This window comes from Bythopirellula polymerisocia (genome assembly GCF_007860015.1).
Taxonomy (GTDB): Bacteria; Planctomycetota; Planctomycetia; order Pirellulales; family Lacipirellulaceae; genus Bythopirellula; species Bythopirellula polymerisocia.
The window spans coordinates 122,088-139,977 of record NZ_SJPS01000006.1; the positions used below are offsets into that span (position 1 = coordinate 122,088).

The following is a 17,890-nucleotide window of genomic DNA, read 5'->3' on the forward strand; positions in this document are numbered from 1 at the left end:
AGGCAAGTGCGCGCTATCGAAGCCGGGATGCCGAATCCACCAAGTTCGCCAACAGTCGTGAAGGTGGGGATCTTCCTGGCCGACATCGTGGACCTGAATGAGGTAGACGAAACCTTTCAGGCTGAATTCGTCATTGTGGCAGAGTGGGAGGACCCGAGGCTGGAGTTCGATCGGGAAGTGGAAGGAACAGACATGAAGCTCTTCCAGGGGCAGTTCCAGTTTAACGAAGTCTTTGCCGGTTGGTGGCCGCAACTGCTACTCGTCAACGAAATCGGCTCGGGTGACATCAACGCCATCACTATCCAGGTTCACCACGACGGGCGTGTCCGGTACCTGGAGCAGCGGAACGTCACCTTAGAGACACCGATGAAGCTGCAGCCGTTTCCGTTCGACACACAAACGCTGGAGGCGAAGATGCTTGCATTTGGCAACTACAGCGATCAGGTGGTACTAGAGGTAGACGAACGGATGTTGGGTGCCACGGATGAACACGTCAAGAGCAACGACCGAGTCAACATCGCACAGTGGCGCCTGGTCAACCTCGACATGGTGGCTGGGCTCTCGGACTATCGTTATTACGGAGCGCCAAAGCAGCTTTCTGAGATACGACTAAACATTACTCTGGAACGCCAGTCGGCAAATATCGTTTGGAAAGTGATCGTCCCGCTGATCGTCCTTGTTCTCTTGATGTGGGCGGTCTTTTGGATGGAGGTGGACAATCTGTCGGATCGGCTAAATGTCGCGTTCATTGGAATTCTGACGATTGTGGCCTACCAGTTCCTGATCGATGGCACGATGCCTCGAATTTCGTACTTCACATTTACGGATACGGTGCTGCTGTATTCGTTCCTGGTGATGTGCCTGGCAATCGTTGAGAGTCTGATCCTTTATTCGCTATGCAAGGCAGGGCGCAAGGAAGCGGCTGAGAGATTAGACCGTGCTGCGCAATGGGCTTTTCCTATCATCTATTTCATGGGACTCATCATCAGCTATCTCTACTATATAAACTCCTACTAGCGGCCAGTTCGAAAAATGGGACGAATTGCTGCGTTCTTTTTTGCTTGTAAATCACTTCAACGGCGTTTCGCGATTGTTGGGAAGAATACCCCGAGCCACCCGTGCCGGATCCCGCGCCAGCTTGTCCGTCAGCACCCAGACATTGTCCAGAATCTGCCGAATGCGGCGTTGGATCTGAGGATCATTGATCAAACACCGTACATCGGTAATCGCGGCGGTAGCTTGATTGATGGTGCTACCCAGACGATCATAGAGTTCACGGTCCCGTAGTAGGAGTCCCACAGTTCCCTCACTCGTGTTCACGCTCTTGACCAAGAGTGCCGCCTGCTCGAACATTACGCCCAAGTTGTCGATGCTCCCTTCGAGGCGATTCACCAAGTCGGGACCGCGTTCACCCAGCGGACCAGTGAGACCCTGGAGATTCCGCAAGTTCTTGTCGGCCGAAGCCAAGGTCCGTTCCAGAACTTGCAGAATCTGACGAGCATCGGCCACCACTGAGGGCAACTGCGAAAGGCCTCGCTTGAGTTCGTCCTTGAATTGTTCATCGCCCAGGACGTCTTCGACGTCGATCATCACCTGATTGAAATTCGCCAACGCGGAATCTGCAGTTTGCATCATGCGGTTGACTCGTTCCGTGTCGGTGTCCCCTAATACGGCATTGAGTTTATCCGCCAACATGGCGACTTCCTCGCCTGCCGATCCGAGTGACTTAATCGTTTCTTTGAGATCTCCCTGCAGGTTGGCAATCAAATCAAGCGGACTCGGATTGTAGAAGCCCCGCAATGGTGGCCCCCCTGGCTGTACCACTTGGGCCGAGGCTTGACCGCTGGCAGGTGCGAATTCGATAACAGCATCGCCAATCAGCGACGTCTGAATGCGAGCGACTTCGTTTGTCTTTAAATGTTTGTCGTCATCGATATTGAGTGTGATCAAGGCACCCGTATCAGTATCTTCGACCTTATCCACGCGACCAATGAGAATCCCACGGCGACGCACGGGAGTGTCCGGCGCGACCCCAGGTGCCTGATCCACGAGCAGTTGTAACTGGTAATGCCCGCTGAAGGGCGACCAAGACAAGTCACTACTCATCAAGATTAATACCACTGTGGAGATGCCAGTAAAGAACACCATCGCCCCGACGCGGAATTTTTTCGTTCGATCATCCATCAGATCACCATTCCTTCTTCAGCATTTTCATTCATCTCCATAAGTCGGTCACCCGCCTCACCGCGAATGAATTGGGCCACGCGCCGATCCTTGGTGCGTTCGATCTCATCGGGAGTTCCATCAAAGAGAATTTGTGATTCGCCTGCGGCCAACCTTGCGAGTGGATAAAGCATCACAATGCGATCGGCCACCTTCTGTGCCGTCTTCATGTCGTGGGTGACAATGATACTCGTCACCGGATTCTTCTTGCGAGTGCGCATCATTAGCTCATTGATCACGTCGCTCACAATAGGGTCTAGCCCCGTGGTCGGCTCATCATAGAGCAATACTTCTGGCTTCATGATCAGGGCTCGCGCCAGTCCGACTCGCTTCCGCATACCGCCAGACAACTCCGCGGGACGCTTGCGCAAAACGGCCGTGGGGAGTCCCACTTCAGCCAATCGAGCCAACATTGACTCTTCATGCGCGGCACGCTGATCGGGATGATGCTGCCGCAAGGGAAACGAAATATTTTCGGCAACCGTCATGCTGTCGAATAAAGCAGCGTTCTGGAATACGAACCCAAATCGAGTCCGCTCTTGGGTGAGTTCCTGATCAGTAAGTTGATCGATACGTTGCCCGTCAAACTTCACAAATCCACTTGAAGGCCGCACGAGCCCGATGATTGTTTTCAGCAAGACCGTCTTCCCACAACCACTTTCGCCAATGATTGCCAATGTTTGTCCAGCAGGAACTGAAAGGGAAATATTGCGCAGCACATCTTGCCGACCGAAGCTCACATTAAGAGAGTCGATTTCGATGATTGGCTCGCGATTTGATTGAGAAACTGCCATTACCCGTTGAGTAACATGGGACTGGTCGGCCACAGATACGAATAGACGTTATCGAGCATGATGCTCAGGAACAGATCGAGCACGATGATCACGACGAATGACTGCACAAAAGCACTCGTTGCCGCTTGACCCACCCCTTCGGCACCAGCTTTACAGTGAAAGCCGCGGTAGCAGCTCACCAGTCCGATCGTCGCACCGAAGAACACACTCTTGATCACACCATAAAGCAGATCCCAATTCTCGACGTAGAGCTTGGAATTCGCTGAGTAATGGTGCACATCAATATTAAGGAGAAACACGCAATACGCTGCCCCGCCCACGACACCCATGAACACGGCCATGATGGTAAGCGATGGAATTAACAGTAGACAACTCAAGAAGCGGGGGACCACAAGAAAATGAATCGGATTGGCACCCATGCTCGACAAGGCATCGATCTGCTCGGTAACGCGCATCGTACCAAGTTCCGCAGCCATCGCGCTGCCAACTCGACCGGCTAGCATCGTGGCGGCCAGAACGGGGCCCAATTCACGAAACATCGTGCGGTTGATCACGCCACCTAATTGAGTCTCCAGCCCGAACGCGCGGAACTGCGAATAGGACTGCACGGCAAGCACCATTCCGATGAAGGTCCCTGTCAGAGCCACTACGGGTAAACTCAGCACGCCGATCTGATACATGTTCGTATAGAGTGCATCTCTACTCGGTAGGCGAGCGAGTAGCCAGCGCAGCGTCTGCCACGCAAAGAGCGTCATGTCTCCCAACGTCTCAATCGACCGCAACACCACGGCACCCAAGTCGGCGATCGGATCGGTTAGCACCGACAACACATTTCGCCGCGGTCGCGGTGCGTATTCAATTCCGGTTGACATAGAAGAAGACCCTCATTCATCAGCCACAGTGGCGCTATCGTTCGGTTTAGTTGATAATGAAAGCGATAACTGCTTCCTGCGCGCACCTCGACTCTTTATTGAGTTTCGACCTCTGGAGATTGCCGCTTGAGCAAAGATTACCGATGGCGACGAGATGGCAGCTTAGGCAAGATTTGCCGCGCCAAATGGAGCTGATTCTAACAGAAAGGAACCGGTTGGCCCTGCGAGGGATGCCAACCGGTTCCTCATCTTCCAGTCCTCCTCGGCTATTGCCCGTGGCGGGATAAGGAGCGTCATACGTCGACGCACTAAGACGAGAGGCAACGCCTGGGTCAGTGCTACGCCTTCAATTTGCGGGAGAGAAGACTTTGCCGCTGCGTGCCTGGCGGACTGCTTGGAAGGTAATGCACACTGCATGCCAAACCAAGAATCAAACGCCAGCAACGAAAGATCTAGCTACCGAAATTTACGGATGAAACATGAATAACATGAAATGCTGACTTAAATCCGTGTTCAATCTGTTTCAATCCATGGCCAAAAAACTTCTCTGTCCTGGAAGCCTGCTCGCGTGACTCATCATGCATTGATAGCATTCCAAGTTGCAAGTCTTACAAAATTAGTCGCTAGTTATCTTACGAATTGAGATTCCTAAGCACACTAGCCAGCATGGCTTCAAACACGCGATGTACTTCCTCAAACTCCCGATCCTCAGCCTGCGCGATCAATAGAAAGTTTGCCTCTGGAGTCTCGATGCCCTTAATCCAACAGGTGTTTGTCAGATCTAATAAGAAGAAATTGACCGTGTACCCCACAATCAAATGCCCTTCGAGGATTTCTTCGGTCGGCTCGACATCCATCTCCTGATACTCAGCCCGCAGTGCAGCCAGGGCCTCATCGAACAACGGTTCTAGCTCTGTTTCGGCGGGTTGCTTGCTGAGTTGCCAGAAAGCCGTATGCGAACTCGAAAGCACCACCTGTTCATTGCCAGGCGTATCCTCCTGTATCTCGACAGACCAATTCTCCGGATACTCAAAACAGATTCCAAGCTTATCAAACGTCGCAGGCATGTGGGGAAGTGGTTGGAGGCGGGTGGCGAGCGGGAAGCGTAAGCTTCCTGAAAAATAACTTCAGTACCTTCACTGCTAGCAGATTCTATCAGCACCTTCCATCAATTGCCACTGCCGTTGCCTCCTTCTCAACGTGCTTGCTACGATTCGCCCGCTCTTGTCCCTACCATTTAGTCGATTGGGCCGAAGGTGCTTTTCTATTCTCGGCAGTCACGATTGATGTTTGTTTGCTGCGCGATTGCGCTTGCCGTTAGCGGCTGCGCTCTCGGCAAGAAAAAGCTGGTCCCCGAGTCGCTTACCACCTGTCGAGAACTCTCCCGTGAAGGGGTGACCGCCATGGAGACTGGTCAGTGGAATCGTGCACAGACACTGCTGACCGGCGCAGTCGAGGCCAGCCCAAGCGATGCCGAAGCACGGCGTAATCTGGCCGAGGCACTGTGGCAACAAGGCTCCCATCGCGACGCCGTTGTCCATATGGAAACCGCCGTCCGGCTCGACCCTCGTCACGCACCGACACTAGTCCGTTCCGGCGAGATGTTGCTCATGGTTGGCGCAGGTGAGCGTGCCATGCAGCGCGCCGAGGAAGCCATCAAGGTCGATCCTACTTTGGCCGGCTCCTGGGCTCTGAGAGGCCGCGTCTATCGACAACAAGGTGAACTCAACAGAGGCTTGGCCGACATGCAACAATCCTTGCGATTCGCGCCGCACGATTCGGGTGCATTGCTTGAGGTAGCGCAAATCCAACATGAACTTGGTCAACCGCAACGTAGCTTGTCGACCTTGCACTATCTCCTCGACGTATATCCACCTGGCGAAGAACCACAACAGGTGCTTTGGCTCGAAGGCCTGGCCTACGACTCTCTGGGTCGACATCAGGAGGCCGTCGAGAGTCTCCAAGCCGCTAGCGTGCGGGGAGAGCCTCGCGCCGAATTATTGTTTCAACTCGCACAAGCAGAACAAGCCGCCGGCCAACGTGACGCGGCAACTGTAACCCTGCAACGCGCGATCGCCATCGACGCCGGCCACGAACCCAGCCGCGTGATGCTCGCACAACTTCAAGAAGTCGAGATTTCCGCCGGGCAAACGATCCTCCGCTAAAAAAATGGGGGAATGCAGGAATGGGAGGAATGAAGAAATCGAATTCCTTCAGTCCTCCCATTCCTAAATTTCCCACTTTCCTTCCTTCCTCAATTCATATCCTCACTTTTGGCAACTGTAAGGTATGCTTCAGTGGCCCCGCCTCCCATCCTTCCAACACACCTGCCAGGAACGCGCCCATGTCCGCAATTGCCGAAATATCTGCATCATCCAATTTCGTTGACCGCCGCGAAGCCCAGGCCGATGGGGCTGCCCCCGGTCGTGAACGCCGCCAATTTGCCAACAGCCACTCCGAGCTTTCACCGGATGCCGCCGAATTAGCCCGCTCGATTGATCAATACAAATTGCTCCATCGCCGCCGCTTTATCGACTTTGAAGAGATGCTAGGCATCATCAAGAACTTGGGCTACAGCAAATAGACCTACCGCAACGCTAGACGAGCTACGTTCGAACCTGCAGCGACCGTTCTATGTCGCTCGCAAGAACGCCATCCGCAGTTCTCGCCCAGTGACAAAGCCCACGGTCTTGCCATCCTTACTCCTTACGTGCCCTAGGGCATCGTCCGTTTGGCCCAGCTTGCGCAATGCCGCTAGGCACGACAGGTTTTCCTTCAGTTCCACCATTGGCAGGGGCTCGGGCAACGTCGGCGAATCGCTTAGGAACAAATCCATCATCCTCAGGTACCCCACCAACTCCCGCTTGTTCCGAGGGTCCTCCACCGGCAACAGCGCCCGATGATTCCGTTGCGCGATCCGTAGCACATCGCTCTTGCTCATCGTAGTTGTCACACGCACTACCCGGTCATGCCGCTGAACGATCGTTTTGAGAGGCAACCCGGCAACCGCCAACATCGCCTGGGCTAAAGTTTGCTGGGCAGGCCTAAGAATTCCCGCCTCGTGTCCCTCGGTAATCAACTCAGCCAACTCGCGGCGGGCAAGCCTGAGTCGTAATTCCTGCGGTGAGCTGCTCGTAATAATCTGCACCGCGCGGCTGAAGGCCCACAGCAATGCTGTGACCGGAAAAAACAACACTGTGCATCCCAGCAGCGGACCCGTACAACGTTTTAAGAGCCGATTGGGTGCATCGTAGAATAAATTCTTGGGCAAAAGTTCTCCCAACAGAAAAACTACCGGCGCGAGGATGATTGGCCCCAGGATTTCGACTAATAGACCACCGTCGGGAAAGAGCCGCTGCGAGCCAATCACCACACTCAGCGATACCAGGTAGTTAGCCAAGTTGTTACCGACGAGTGTCGTTCCGACAAACACCGTCGGCTGATTGCCGAGCCACAACAAGGCCTTTGAGGTCCAATTCCCGGCAAGCGCTTCGATTCCCAGCCGTACACGAGTGATGCGATAGAATCCCGTTTCGCTGCCACTGAAAAAGGCACTAAGCGTTAAGCCTAACAGGAATAGTAAGCTAGCGACTATCACGAACTCTCCTCCATAGCTTGGAAGAGTTCCAATTCCACCAAGATATTGGGCTCTGTACCCAGCACGCGAAACCGAAACGGGGGCCACTCGACTTCGTCTCCCACTTCAGGCAATCTCTGCAGTACTTCCTGTAAAACCCCTGCCACCGTAGTACTTTTACATTTGGGGAGCGTCACTGCAAAAAACCTGCTCAAGCGGCGCAAGCTGGTCATCCCCGTAACATGCCATAAGTTGTCCCCCACGGGATGAATCGATGCTGTGGCTAACATCCGCGCGCTGCGGCTCGAATCGTCCTCAAAGACTGTGTGCAATAAATCCTCTAGCGTGACGATCCCAATCGTCTCGCCAAATTCGTTAATAACTGCTGCCACTTCCCGATCTTCCGCATTCAGAGTATCGAAGACAGAAGCCACTGTAGCAGACCAAGGTACGTACACCACCGGTTGAGCAAAATGCTCCAGGTTGTGATGCGGGATCGTGCAAAGCAACTTCAAGGCGATGGCACCCGCAATTTCTTCGCTCTCCGGTTCCGTCACCAGCAAGTAGCCGCTCAGCGGAAATTCACCTCCCAGGTCGGCTAGCTGGACGGGCGGCGAATACTTTTGGTACAGCGTCCGAGGCCTCATCAACTCCTCGGCCGTCAGGTCCGATAGTAACACGATGTTCTGCAGTGCGGTCCGTTCTTGTGCGGCTAATTCCTCATCCGGTGTAGAGATCGTGATCGCCTGCTCCAGATCCGCCAATTCCAAGTACTGCTCTTTCTCAAAGTTGGGAAAAAGGAGTCGTCGCAAGGCATGGTTGATCGCTGAGAACACCGGTGCCAACGGACTGAAAACCCTCACCGCTAAGGTCAATGGAAAACTTATGATGCTCGATACCTGCCGCGGGGCAAGTACGCCAATCGTCTTGGGCACCATCTCGCCGAATATTATCAGCGTAATCAGGGCCACAAAGGCTACCATCCCCGCTTCAGCAGAATGGCGTTCGCTTTGCAGTCGAATGCTCACTACCGAAGCGATGGCAAAGTAACCAATATTTAAGATCAGGTTCCAAAACAGGATCGCCATCAGCAATTTTTCTGGATGCGCCAAGAGTCGAACGGCCACCCGCTGGGGAGGCGTCCCACGCTTGAGCCGCCGCCGATCCTCGGGTTGCAGCGAAAACAGCGCTGCCTCACTGCAAGAAAAGAATGCCGATCCAACAACGATCAACGCCATCGCGGCAAACGCAGCGCCAAAATTTTGCAGCAGGATCACGTTGGATTCTCACACATAGCAAAGGAATCTAGAGATGCAACTGAGTACCGAGAGCAAACCTTCTGACCCTCAATACTCGACTCGACCTCTAATCCTGTCCAGTCGTCCGACCGGTAGCAACATCGAATTCATAAATGGCCGGCACAAGCATCGCTGCCGTGGCAAAGGCATAAGTAATGATCGTAATCAAGAACGCGGCGCCGAAACTCTGTTGGAAATAATTAGTAATCACAATGTAAGTGGCAAATGGTGTGATCCCCGAGGCCAGTGCGATTGCCCGCGAGGGATTTCGGATCCCCAAGGCATAGAACATCCCCGCCCCCCCGCAGACCATGAATGCGATGAATGCCTGAAGCTGATAGGTAAACGAATTCTGAAACGCCATCATCATTCGCATGCAGACCCCGATTCCCAACAGCAAAAAAAGCACCGTGCTCAAGCTCACACCCACCGCCGTCTGCGACACGGCGTAGGTCATGCCGCAGTGGAGTCCCAGCACCGCCACAAAAAGGTTCATCACGATCAGCGACAACACAAGAAACACAAAGTTTTCCGTTCCCATTGCACCGGTGGCCCATAGCACGCCACTCAGTGCGAGCGGCAAAACAATCATCTCCTTCGAATTGTAAAACGTCCCCAGGAGTTTTCCGTAAATGATTTCCTGTGGACTCAAGTCCGTTACCAACAAAAGATCCAGTGCGCGCAAATCACGTTCGTTGGTGAGAGAGGTCACCGCCAATGCATTCACCAATACAAGTCCTAATACCATCAACGGCAACAGTGGCTTCGCCAGGGCAGGGAGGCTAGCCGCATACCGACTCCCGATATTGGCTTCCGTGTCGAGCATCGCCACCAGGGCCACCGCACAAATGGCAAAGATCACAAGATAGGCGATCCGCACAACAATTATTTTCTTACCATAGGCCCAGGTACAAACTTCCCGCCACAAAATCGGGTTGTCCCACACTTGCTTTGACGTTTTCTCTTTTGGATTCGCGGCGGCCTGGGCTGCCAGCTTCTCAGCCTGTTCGTCGGTAAGCCGTGGTTGCGTTTCTTGCGACGGATTCCATACCCGCACTCGCAGTATGGCCCACAGGTTCAACAGAACTGCTGCCACAATCGCCACAATCATGAATAGATTGACCGCACCACCACACCACTCGAAAAGTGGATTGGCATCTCGCAGAGGTTGAATTGCCGCCAACACCGCCCGCAGCGGTGACAGTGCGATCGCCCAGGTCTCGGCAGGCACCCCCAGCCACTCGCTTCCAAACCGCCCACTGGCGAGCACCTCGCCACCAATCACCCACAAAACCAACCCCAACGTCGTCATCGCCAACGACTGAAAAGTTTTCTCTCGCCACAACGCAAGCGTTGAGCCCAAACTTCCCGCCACCGCAGCTGCCGCCACAGTGATACCCACTACCCGAAAAACTTGCCCGTAGGAGACTCCCCCCAGCAAGGTCAACAACATCAACAACGGCACCGCCGCAAAGATCAGCACAAACACGCTAAGCGAACTGGCCAGCAACTTGCCTAGCACCAACTCAGCGTTGGTCATGCGGGTCATCAACAAGAGGTCCAACGTGCGGCGATCCTTTTCCTGCGCCACCGCCGCGGTGGTCAGTAGCGCAGCAAACGCCACCGCCATCGCCATTTGCAGCGGAGCCAATAACCCGAACACAGCTGAGCCAAAGCGAGCCAAATCGCTCAGACTTCGCACATTTTGTGACCCCAGCAATATCAGCCAGGCCGTCAGTACCAACCCAAAGAGCGCAGCCACATACACGGCCCGTTGCAGGTAAAGTCGCCAACTGCGAACACTCGTGGTGACTTCGCGAGAAAAAACCGGGCCAATGAGCAAACTAGATATTCCTTACTCGAAACGAAACCACCAACTCCCATAACAGCGACTCAACGAGTCGCAGGTCCCCTTGGGCAACTGGGAAAGCTACGCCAACTCGGACGACAAATGCCATTTCTGCCAGTTTCTCACTATAAGGCCCCCGGCAGGAAGAGTCGAGTGTGCAACCTGCAACGATAATAAGAGACACCTCCCCAAGACCCGCTGAATACTGCCCCAACGGAGTCATTTTTCCATAAGGGCGACTGGCTAGGCAGTCTAAAATGTCTAGAATGAACTTCGTCTGGGAAGCAAGATTCTTGTGTCCCGTGTTACCATACTGTTGCAATGCTCACATCGTGCATCTGCGACCCACTTTAAGGCAAACCATTTCCATGAATTTCTGCAAGACTCTTGGCCGTACAATCAACGCCCTTCTCAGCTACTGCTTGGCAATCGCCCTTACTACGTCACTCGGCTACGCTCAAGTACAAGACCCTACGGCCCCCGCCGTCACCCCACCTTCAGCGTTAGGTGACGCCCCTGATGCCAACATGCAACCCACCGTCGAGGCCTTGATCGGCAACGCGGTCTCGCTTTCCAATCGCAATTATCCCGAGATCGAAAAAGCGATCCAACGCTTCAAGAATGGCGATGTCGAGGGAGCGCTCGAGTTCCTGAAAAAAGCCAAGGAAAAATACCCCAAGCTCCCACCAAATTACATCACCCTCGCCAAACTCCATGTGATGGCGCAAAACACCCAGGGTGCCTACAACCTGCTCGAACTCCAGGTCGCTGAAGACCCGACCGACCCGGAAGCCTATCTGCTGTTGGCCGACCAATCGTTCGCCGGCAATCGCACTGCCGAAGCTGAAGCCCTATTCGAGAAAGCCGAACCACTCGTGGAGAAGTTCGACGGGAATGCGAAACGCAAACGCGATATGGAAATTCGCGTCCTCGCCGGCAAAGCTGCTGTGAAAGAACGCCGTGGTCAGTGGGAGGATGCCCTTGCCTTACTCAACCAGTGGGTAGAAACCGATCCCGACAACGCTATGGCCCACGCTCGATTGGGAGTTACCTTGTTCCGCTTGGATAAGTCCAAAGATGCCTTCGATGAATTCAGCAAAGCCCGCAAGCTAAACACCGATCTCCCGCACCCCTATGCTTCTCTTGGACAGCTCTTCACGCAATCCAACGACATGCCAAACGCCCGCAAGGCCTTCGAGCGCGCCTACAAAGAAGACAGCAAGGACCCCACTACCGTGCGCACATACGCCGAGTGGTTGTTGCAGCAAGGTGACCTCAAACAAGCCCAGGAAGTCTCTACCGCACTCTTGAAATTGACCCCATCAGCCCCCGTCGCCGTCCTACTCGATGGAGTTGTGGCACTCATGCTCGGACAGAACGATCGAGCCGAACAGGCCTTCAACAAGGTGCTGAGCCTCGACCCAGGCAATGCCCGCGCCAACGACCTCATGGCACTCTTGCTCGTCGAAAGCGATAGCAAAGACGATCAAGATCGGGCGCTGCGATTTGCGGAGCAAAACACGAAATTGTTCCCGCAAAACTCCCAAGCTAATATCACCAAGGCCTACGTACTCTATAAACTAGGCCGCATGAACGAAGCCCAAGAACCTTTGCAAATCGGTGCCCGCGGCCAACTGCAAACCGACTCGGCTTACCTGATCGCCCGCATCATGGCCGACCAGGGACAGAAGGACAAAGCCATTCAGGCCCTTGAGCAAGTCCTCGCCCAAAAACAGGGCCTCTTCGTCTTCCGACAACAAGCCGAAGATCTGCTGAAGGAGCTTAAGAGCGAATAGCGAATAGCGAATAGCGAACCGGGTCGTCCCCGACCCCGACTTCTTGTTAGCCTCGACCCGGAGTTGAGTCCTGCTCAACCATGGGGAGCGCGCATCGATAATACGCCACCAGAAATAACACCCCCAGCAACAAATCGATCCCAGCAAACACCCCCACCGAAAGCGGAACACGGGATCCTGTGAGCAACACAAACGTCGATGCCGCAAAGAAAAACTTCTCGGCCACCCCTGCGAGCATCATCGGCCGCAGCCGCCGCGGGTCCTTGGCAATGATCAGAAACCCGATCTGCTAGGCCAACGCCACTCCAATAAATCCATAAAAGTGTTCCGGATGAGTAATCGCCGGTGGATAGTCGCGCCCAATCTGGGCTTCAAGAAAAAACTGCGGCACAAGCAGAATCACCCCATAGACCCCCGCCCAAAAGAATACCCGCTTGGCAAATTTTTCGCCCGCTGCCATATAGACTGCTCCGCGTAATATCTGAGTTGTCCGAAAATGAATTGCAACTACTCCAGTTGTAGCTACCGTCGCCAAGCGGTGGAAGTATCCCTACTACCTTCCGGCAAGGATAGTTACCTACAGTTTCTTCTGACAAGCGCCCGCCTTTCATGATTCACTCCCCAGCCTCCCCTAGTCGCCGGGCAACGCCCGGCAGGTCATTCATTTGTCTACCCCAACCCTGTCTGGCTGTTCCCAGCCTCCAGACGGCAATCCCTGCCCAACCGGGGTCCAAGAAGGCAATTTGAAATGTAGAGTGTGCTTGCATCATGTTGAGGCGTAACGCCTTAACTTCCGGACGCAAAGCCATTCTTATCTTCAAGGAGGCATTCGCACCAATCGTTAGTGGAGGAACTTTTCTTTGTTAGCGCTCATCGTCTACAATGCTCGCGACTACAAGTATCAATTAATACCAACTAACAGCAGATCGCAATTAGTCTTTTGCAGTCGACTGTTTGCAAAACAATCTAGAGGTAGCTGCGATTTGTTCCATCAAAGCTCAACTAGAGGTCCTGCTCTTAATCGGGTTGAGTTAGGTGTTGAACATCTTCTAACAATCTCTTCAAAGCCGCATCAAAACAGTTGGTGACAGACGAATCTCCAACACATATTTCGGTACAATACCTTCCATCAGCAAGTCTGATTGCGAAACACCAGACGGGTCCACCATAGATCCCGCCATCGGCAGCAAACGGAAACGGGTTATCCAGTTTCGCAAAGTGCAATTCCATGACGTGTCCGGCCATCCTGATTCGGTGGAAATCTTCCCCTTCGTTCTTGAAGACAGCAATATCTCGACTTGCGAAATATTCACAACATTGTTTTGCAACTTCGGGTAGTTCACTAATATTGTTGTCCACCATAGTTCAATTCTCCTCATCGGCGTATAGCCCAAATAGAAATGAAAATGGCGATGCGGTTCTAAGATTGCCTGAGTGCTTCCGTGCAAATCTTCCTACGGCGATTTGTCCTACTGGTAGTGGCAAGTATGCTTCCCACAGCTACTAGACCCACAAGTATCCATGCCGATGGCTCTGGCACGGGCACCGCTGCCCTAGTTTCCGAGAGAGAAACGGATGAGCCATAGTGCAACTGCCAGTCGCTAAGGTTGCCGACGCTGGGATTTCGCTGACACACAAGAAAATCTTCTCCATCCACGTCGCCATCGTTGTCGTAGTCACCGGACAGATTTTCTAGTGAGAAAGACACTACCGCCCACTCCGGATATTTGACAATTGACTGAACCAACAGCGACGAATCCCCGAGTTCGTATCTTAACGGCGACTCTTCAGCAAGAGTAATGAACACAGCAGCGGGAAAGGGTCCCGCCGCCACATAGGGCACGAATGCGTTCCGAGTGAACCTCGTCCCGCCTGCGGTCGACAGGTTCTGCTCAGCGATCACACTATTTATCGCATCAGCGGCGAAGATAGCATCCTGGTGGCCGGTAATTGTCGGCCCGTCAGGGTTATTCATCAGCCATTCTTGACCTGAGATGTCGTGCTTGAACGTCGCGGTGTACGCCACTTCGTCAAGCCAGACGTTGAAAACTTTGTCGATCCGGAAATCACCCGTAACCTTGTCCACAAACTGGATCGTGGCTGCAACTGTCAGACTGCACCAAAAAAGTGCAATGAGCGAGGTACACATGGATATTGAACGCTGAATCACTTGATCACCACCTCGAGGCACAGCGACTCGGCAACCCGCAAACCGTGTTACTTCGACGCGCCCAATGTGCCAATTCGCACGCGCAGCTCACATGCTCATCGTATTGAGCGCAAAACGGAATGTTCACAAACGCTGCAGGGGTGAGAGGGTGCAAATCACGTACCTAAGGAATGGATGGGTATTTTAACTGGCTAGCGGTTTGGAAACGAAAAAGTAACGCTAAGGGTGCGTATGCTGAACTAGCCCCCCCCACCATGACGAACTTTCCCACCGAAACCCGTCCGAATTCTTGGAGTAGTTTGCTTAGAAGTCACATAGGCAGCAGAAGCTACATCTAACCCGGCATATCTAAAATGCTTCTTTCAACAGATCACATCCACGTGACGAATCACACCGCACCTTGCTCACAACCATCAAACGGCATACACTCGCGTAATTCAAATGGCAGTTTACCGCGAGGCGCCTATCTATGAAAATTACAATCAACATCGACTGCACACCCGCGGAAGCCCGGCAGTACATGGGCCTGCCGGACGTGGCGCCAATGCAAGAGGAGATGCTAAAGGACCTGCAGGAACGGATGATGTCAAATATCACCGCATTGCAGCCCGCAGAGATGATCAAGGCAGGGTTTCCCGTGGGATTGGACAGTTGGCTGACAATCCAAAAAGCGTTTTGGTCAAAAATGACCTCCCTTGGCACGCACAGCGACGACAACTCTTGAGCTTCAATCATTTGAAATGGTCGATAGCCCCCGATCTTTTCCTTGTACACCTTTCGCAGCACGTGCTTTCGTCTCTAAAGAACAGGCGGGTAGTTGACCACCAGTAGTGTCACGCACCGTTGAGTACTTGAACCTCGCTATGCGATTCGCCGCCGTCTAGCAAGCCTCATCCCCATTGCAGATATCATCAGCGACATCCAAGTCGGTGGTTCCTGCACGGCCTCAGTTGCAACCACCAGCGGTGACGCTGCATAGTTGTTGCGCCAAAGAGCAAGATCGTTCTCACTCAGCGGCTCTAGAGAGTCACCTCGCTGCCAGACCAAGAAATCCAGACCGTCGATGTCGAAGTCTCCGCTGAGGAGAGCAGTGGGAACTACTCTTCCATTTTGAAACGACTGGTCCTGGAAACCATTACCTCAGAACTAGAAAAAGCTTTGGTTTGGATCCGTATCAATCGGCACAGATTGAGTGCGTGAGAGGGGCTGTAAGAAAACAAGTTTGATGTCTAAGCCCATATCATGGTAGTCGCCGTTTCCAGTAATCTCGATAGCATTGGATTGAATATCCGTATTCAGATTACCAGCATTTAAACCGTATGTGGTGTAGGGGATGTCCTGCGCAGTAAATACCCCACTCCCCCCCTCGAAGTCGCCCGCGCTCGAGGTCCAATCAAACGTGCCGGTGATCTGTCTTCCGTCAGCCAGCAAGAGGTTGTCCAGCGTAAAGCCTTGCGTCTCTCCATGTGCATACGTCACAGCCAGGATGACGAAACAGTGAATCATCCAAGAGCAACTGTGTGACACAGGTTTCTCAACGAACCTTCTTGTCATTTGAGCCGCCCCCAACAGCCGCTTAGTAATCAAATCCGCTAGCTCTTGTAATAGGAAATCATATGCCCCGTTCTCGTCCAAATGAACTATATGGAATCCTATTGCCCATCTTCAGCATCAAACATTCACAAGACATTGCCTCTGTAATGGGGAGTCGATTTCTAAGCCCGAATCCGCCAAGAAGAGTTCATGTTGTTTCTTTCTGCCTGCACATCAGCAGCAAGAGTCGGGCAAACCTGTCGAACGCCAGCGATTCACAGTCGCTCAATGAGTTATTGAGAATATGTGAGGGATACCATTTTAGTAAGTGATCCTTCTTTGCGAATTTAGCGTAATTGTACTCAGTTCTTGCCGTTGTCTAGGTGAACTGCTCTTCAGCTAGAGTGGATGGCTCGACTATGTTGATCAAAGAATACTCTTGCTGGTCTTGTCGCTGGCTGATATCGTTTTTGGCGCGTTCCTGGAACGTCATTTAGAAATGTACGAGAATTTTTCCTCACTGAATCCAATCTTCCAAGCGCTTCTCGCCGGCTTGTTCACTTGGTTTGTAACGGCTGTCGGAGCAGCGTCGGTGTTCTTGTCACGAAGGGTCAGTCGGCGTTTACTCGATGGCATGCTCGGCTTCTCCGGCGGCGTTATGCTCGCAGCGAGCTACTGGTCTCTGCTCGGTCCGGCGATTGAAATCTCCTCGCACGGAGCTTTGCCAGCATGGTTTCCCCCGGCGGTGGGTTTTCTCGCGGGAGGAGCGGTCCTCTGGCTGCTGGACAAGTCCTTGCCCCATCTGCATCTCGGGTTTCCCGTGGAGGAGGCGGAAGGTCCCAAGACAACTTGGCGGCGATCCATTCTGCTAGTGTCCGCGATCACGCTGCACAACATTCCCGAAGGGCTGGCCGTGGGTGTGGCGTTCGGCGGAGTGATAGAGGGGGTGCCGTCGGCAAGCACCGCGGCGGCCATCGCGCTGGCGATCGGTATCGGCATTCAGAATTTTCCCGAAGGAATCGCAGTGGCCATGCCCCTACGGGCCGAAGGGATGGGACAGTTAAAAAGTTTTTGGTTTGGGCAACTTTCGGCACTGGTGGAGCCGATCGCAGCGATGGCCGGGGCCGCCCTTGTGGTCGTCGCCGCTCCGCTCCTGCCCTACGCGTTGAGCTTCGCAGCCGGAGCGATGATCTACGTCGTTGTCGAGGAATTAATCCCCGAAGCCGAGCGTGCGGGTAACGTCGATCTAGCAACGGTCACCCTGATGATTGGTTTCACCACAATGATGATCCTCGACGTCGCGCTGGGATGAACAGGAACTTGCAAGCAAATCGATGCTACGACGCATATACCGTCACGATCAAAAGTGGTGAGTGTGATGCCCGGCTTCTGCGGTCAGCATAGCTGTAGTGAGACAGACCTGCCCAGGAGACGATTTCTCGGCAAACGATGCATTGCCATCAAGCGGAGCAAGCACTGAGAAATCATAACCCGTCTCATGTTCGGTCGGTGGTTGACTGTGCCACGGATCAATGCGTTCTCGGGACTCGCGAGGAGATTCGTTGCCGTCTTGCGAAATTGACTCCCATCGCTGAGAGAAAAAGTAACATTCATGTTAATGGTTCCGGTACTGAGACCTCCAATCTTGATGATTAAGTTCCCGTCCGAGGACTGCTCGCAACATCCCTCAAAAGTAAAATTGCCTGGGGAGAACGTCGGCAAAACCGTAGCAAAACTCACGAGCAGTGAGCCGTTGATCCTTCCATTGCCTTCAAGAA

General features: G+C 53.4%; 19 protein-coding genes. 6 read left to right on the forward strand and 13 right to left on the reverse strand.

The genetic code is table 11. The features are described from left to right. Window positions 1-27: 27 nt before the first annotated feature. Window positions 28-1,017 carry a hypothetical protein gene (locus tag Pla144_RS18100; protein ID WP_197530797.1) on the forward strand — a complete coding sequence of 330 codons (990 nt, stop codon included), beginning with the start codon at window positions 28-30 and terminating at the stop codon, window positions 1,015-1,017. Between the two features lie 51 nt (window positions 1,018-1,068). On the opposite strand, the gene Pla144_RS18105 is transcribed toward Pla144_RS18100, so the two are convergent. The 4 genes from Pla144_RS18105 to Pla144_RS18120 form a co-directional block, all read right to left on the reverse strand. After that, window positions 1,069-2,184, reverse strand: a complete 1,116-nt coding sequence (locus Pla144_RS18105) for an MlaD family protein (RefSeq protein ID WP_146452118.1) — start codon at window positions 2,182-2,184, stop codon at window positions 1,069-1,071. Then, a complete protein-coding gene (locus Pla144_RS18110; RefSeq protein WP_146452119.1) occupies window positions 2,184-3,017 on the reverse strand; it encodes an ABC transporter ATP-binding protein in 834 nt (277 codons plus the stop codon). The genes Pla144_RS18105 and Pla144_RS18110 overlap by 1 nt, the downstream gene beginning before the upstream one ends. Further along, a complete protein-coding gene (locus Pla144_RS18115; protein ID WP_231936449.1) occupies window positions 3,017-3,772 on the reverse strand; it encodes an MlaE family ABC transporter permease in 756 nt (251 codons plus the stop codon). The genes Pla144_RS18110 and Pla144_RS18115 overlap by 1 nt, the downstream gene beginning before the upstream one ends. 749 nt (window positions 3,773-4,521) lie before the next feature. Beyond that, window positions 4,522-4,956, reverse strand: coding sequence for a hypothetical protein (locus Pla144_RS18120; RefSeq protein WP_146452121.1), 435 nt, complete (start codon window positions 4,954-4,956; stop codon window positions 4,522-4,524). Between the two features lie 219 nt (window positions 4,957-5,175). Here Pla144_RS18120 and Pla144_RS18125 point away from each other — a divergent pair, with 219 nt between their 5' ends. Further along, window positions 5,176-6,054 (forward strand): tetratricopeptide repeat protein, encoded by an 879-nt coding sequence (locus Pla144_RS18125; RefSeq protein ID WP_146452122.1) that lies wholly within the window; start codon window positions 5,176-5,178, stop codon window positions 6,052-6,054. Between the two features lie 179 nt (window positions 6,055-6,233). Further along, window positions 6,234-6,473, forward strand: coding sequence for a hypothetical protein (locus Pla144_RS18130; protein WP_146452123.1), 240 nt, complete (start codon window positions 6,234-6,236; stop codon window positions 6,471-6,473). 48 nt (window positions 6,474-6,521) lie between these two features. Here the strand turns inward: Pla144_RS18130 and Pla144_RS18135 are convergent, their stop codons facing one another. From Pla144_RS18135 to Pla144_RS18150, 4 genes are all read right to left on the reverse strand, one after another. Further along, complete coding sequence (locus Pla144_RS18135) at window positions 6,522-7,487, reverse strand: CNNM domain-containing protein (protein WP_197530798.1); 966 nt, start codon at window positions 7,485-7,487, stop codon at window positions 6,522-6,524. Next, window positions 7,484-8,743 (reverse strand): CNNM domain-containing protein, encoded by a 1,260-nt coding sequence (locus Pla144_RS18140; RefSeq protein ID WP_146452125.1) that lies wholly within the window; start codon window positions 8,741-8,743, stop codon window positions 7,484-7,486. Before Pla144_RS18140 ends, Pla144_RS18135 begins: the two co-directional genes overlap by 4 nt. Before the next feature lie 88 nt (window positions 8,744-8,831). Continuing rightward, the gene (locus Pla144_RS18145; RefSeq protein ID WP_146452126.1) at window positions 8,832-10,607 is read right to left on the reverse strand and encodes an ABC transporter permease subunit; all 1,776 of its coding nucleotides are present in this window, start codon (window positions 10,605-10,607) and stop codon (window positions 8,832-8,834) included. 1 nt (window position 10,608) lies between these two features. Beyond that, on the reverse strand, window positions 10,609-10,797 hold the full coding sequence (locus Pla144_RS18150; protein ID WP_146452127.1) for a hypothetical protein: 189 nt from the start codon (window positions 10,795-10,797) through the stop codon (window positions 10,609-10,611). 184 nt (window positions 10,798-10,981) lie between these two features. On the opposite strand from Pla144_RS18150, the gene Pla144_RS18155 reads away from it, so the two are divergent. Continuing rightward, window positions 10,982-12,409, forward strand: a complete 1,428-nt coding sequence (locus Pla144_RS18155) for a tetratricopeptide repeat protein (RefSeq protein ID WP_197530799.1) — start codon at window positions 10,982-10,984, stop codon at window positions 12,407-12,409. A 46-nt stretch (window positions 12,410-12,455) separates the two neighbouring features. Here Pla144_RS18155 and Pla144_RS24710 read toward each other — a convergent pair whose 3' ends face one another. The 4 genes from Pla144_RS24710 to Pla144_RS18170 form a co-directional block, all read right to left on the reverse strand. Next, window positions 12,456-12,650, reverse strand: a complete 195-nt coding sequence (locus Pla144_RS24710) for a hypothetical protein (RefSeq protein ID WP_197530800.1) — start codon at window positions 12,648-12,650, stop codon at window positions 12,456-12,458. Window positions 12,651-12,698: 48 nt separating this feature from the next. Next, window positions 12,699-12,869, reverse strand: a complete 171-nt coding sequence (locus Pla144_RS24715; protein WP_197530801.1) for a hypothetical protein — start codon at window positions 12,867-12,869, stop codon at window positions 12,699-12,701. Between the two features lie 557 nt (window positions 12,870-13,426). After that, on the reverse strand, window positions 13,427-13,771 hold the full coding sequence (locus tag Pla144_RS18165; protein ID WP_146452129.1) for a hypothetical protein: 345 nt from the start codon (window positions 13,769-13,771) through the stop codon (window positions 13,427-13,429). 58 nt (window positions 13,772-13,829) lie between these two features. Then, window positions 13,830-14,579: a hypothetical protein gene (locus Pla144_RS18170; protein ID WP_146452130.1), complete on the reverse strand. Its 750-nt coding sequence runs from the start codon at window positions 14,577-14,579 to the stop codon at window positions 13,830-13,832. A 469-nt stretch (window positions 14,580-15,048) separates the two neighbouring features. Between Pla144_RS18170 and Pla144_RS18175 the strand changes: the two genes are divergently transcribed. Continuing rightward, window positions 15,049-15,303, forward strand: coding sequence for a DUF6489 family protein (locus Pla144_RS18175; protein WP_146452131.1), 255 nt, complete (start codon window positions 15,049-15,051; stop codon window positions 15,301-15,303). A gap of 422 nt (window positions 15,304-15,725) precedes the next feature. On the opposite strand, the gene Pla144_RS18180 is transcribed toward Pla144_RS18175, so the two are convergent. Further along, entirely contained in the window at window positions 15,726-16,085 is a 360-nt protein-coding gene (locus tag Pla144_RS18180) for a hypothetical protein (protein WP_146452132.1), read from the reverse strand. Window positions 16,086-16,611: 526 nt separating this feature from the next. Between Pla144_RS18180 and Pla144_RS18185 the strand changes: the two genes are divergently transcribed. Next, entirely contained in the window at window positions 16,612-17,424 is an 813-nt protein-coding gene (locus Pla144_RS18185; RefSeq protein ID WP_146452323.1) for a ZIP family metal transporter, read from the forward strand. Window positions 17,425-17,890: the final 466 nt, after the last annotated feature.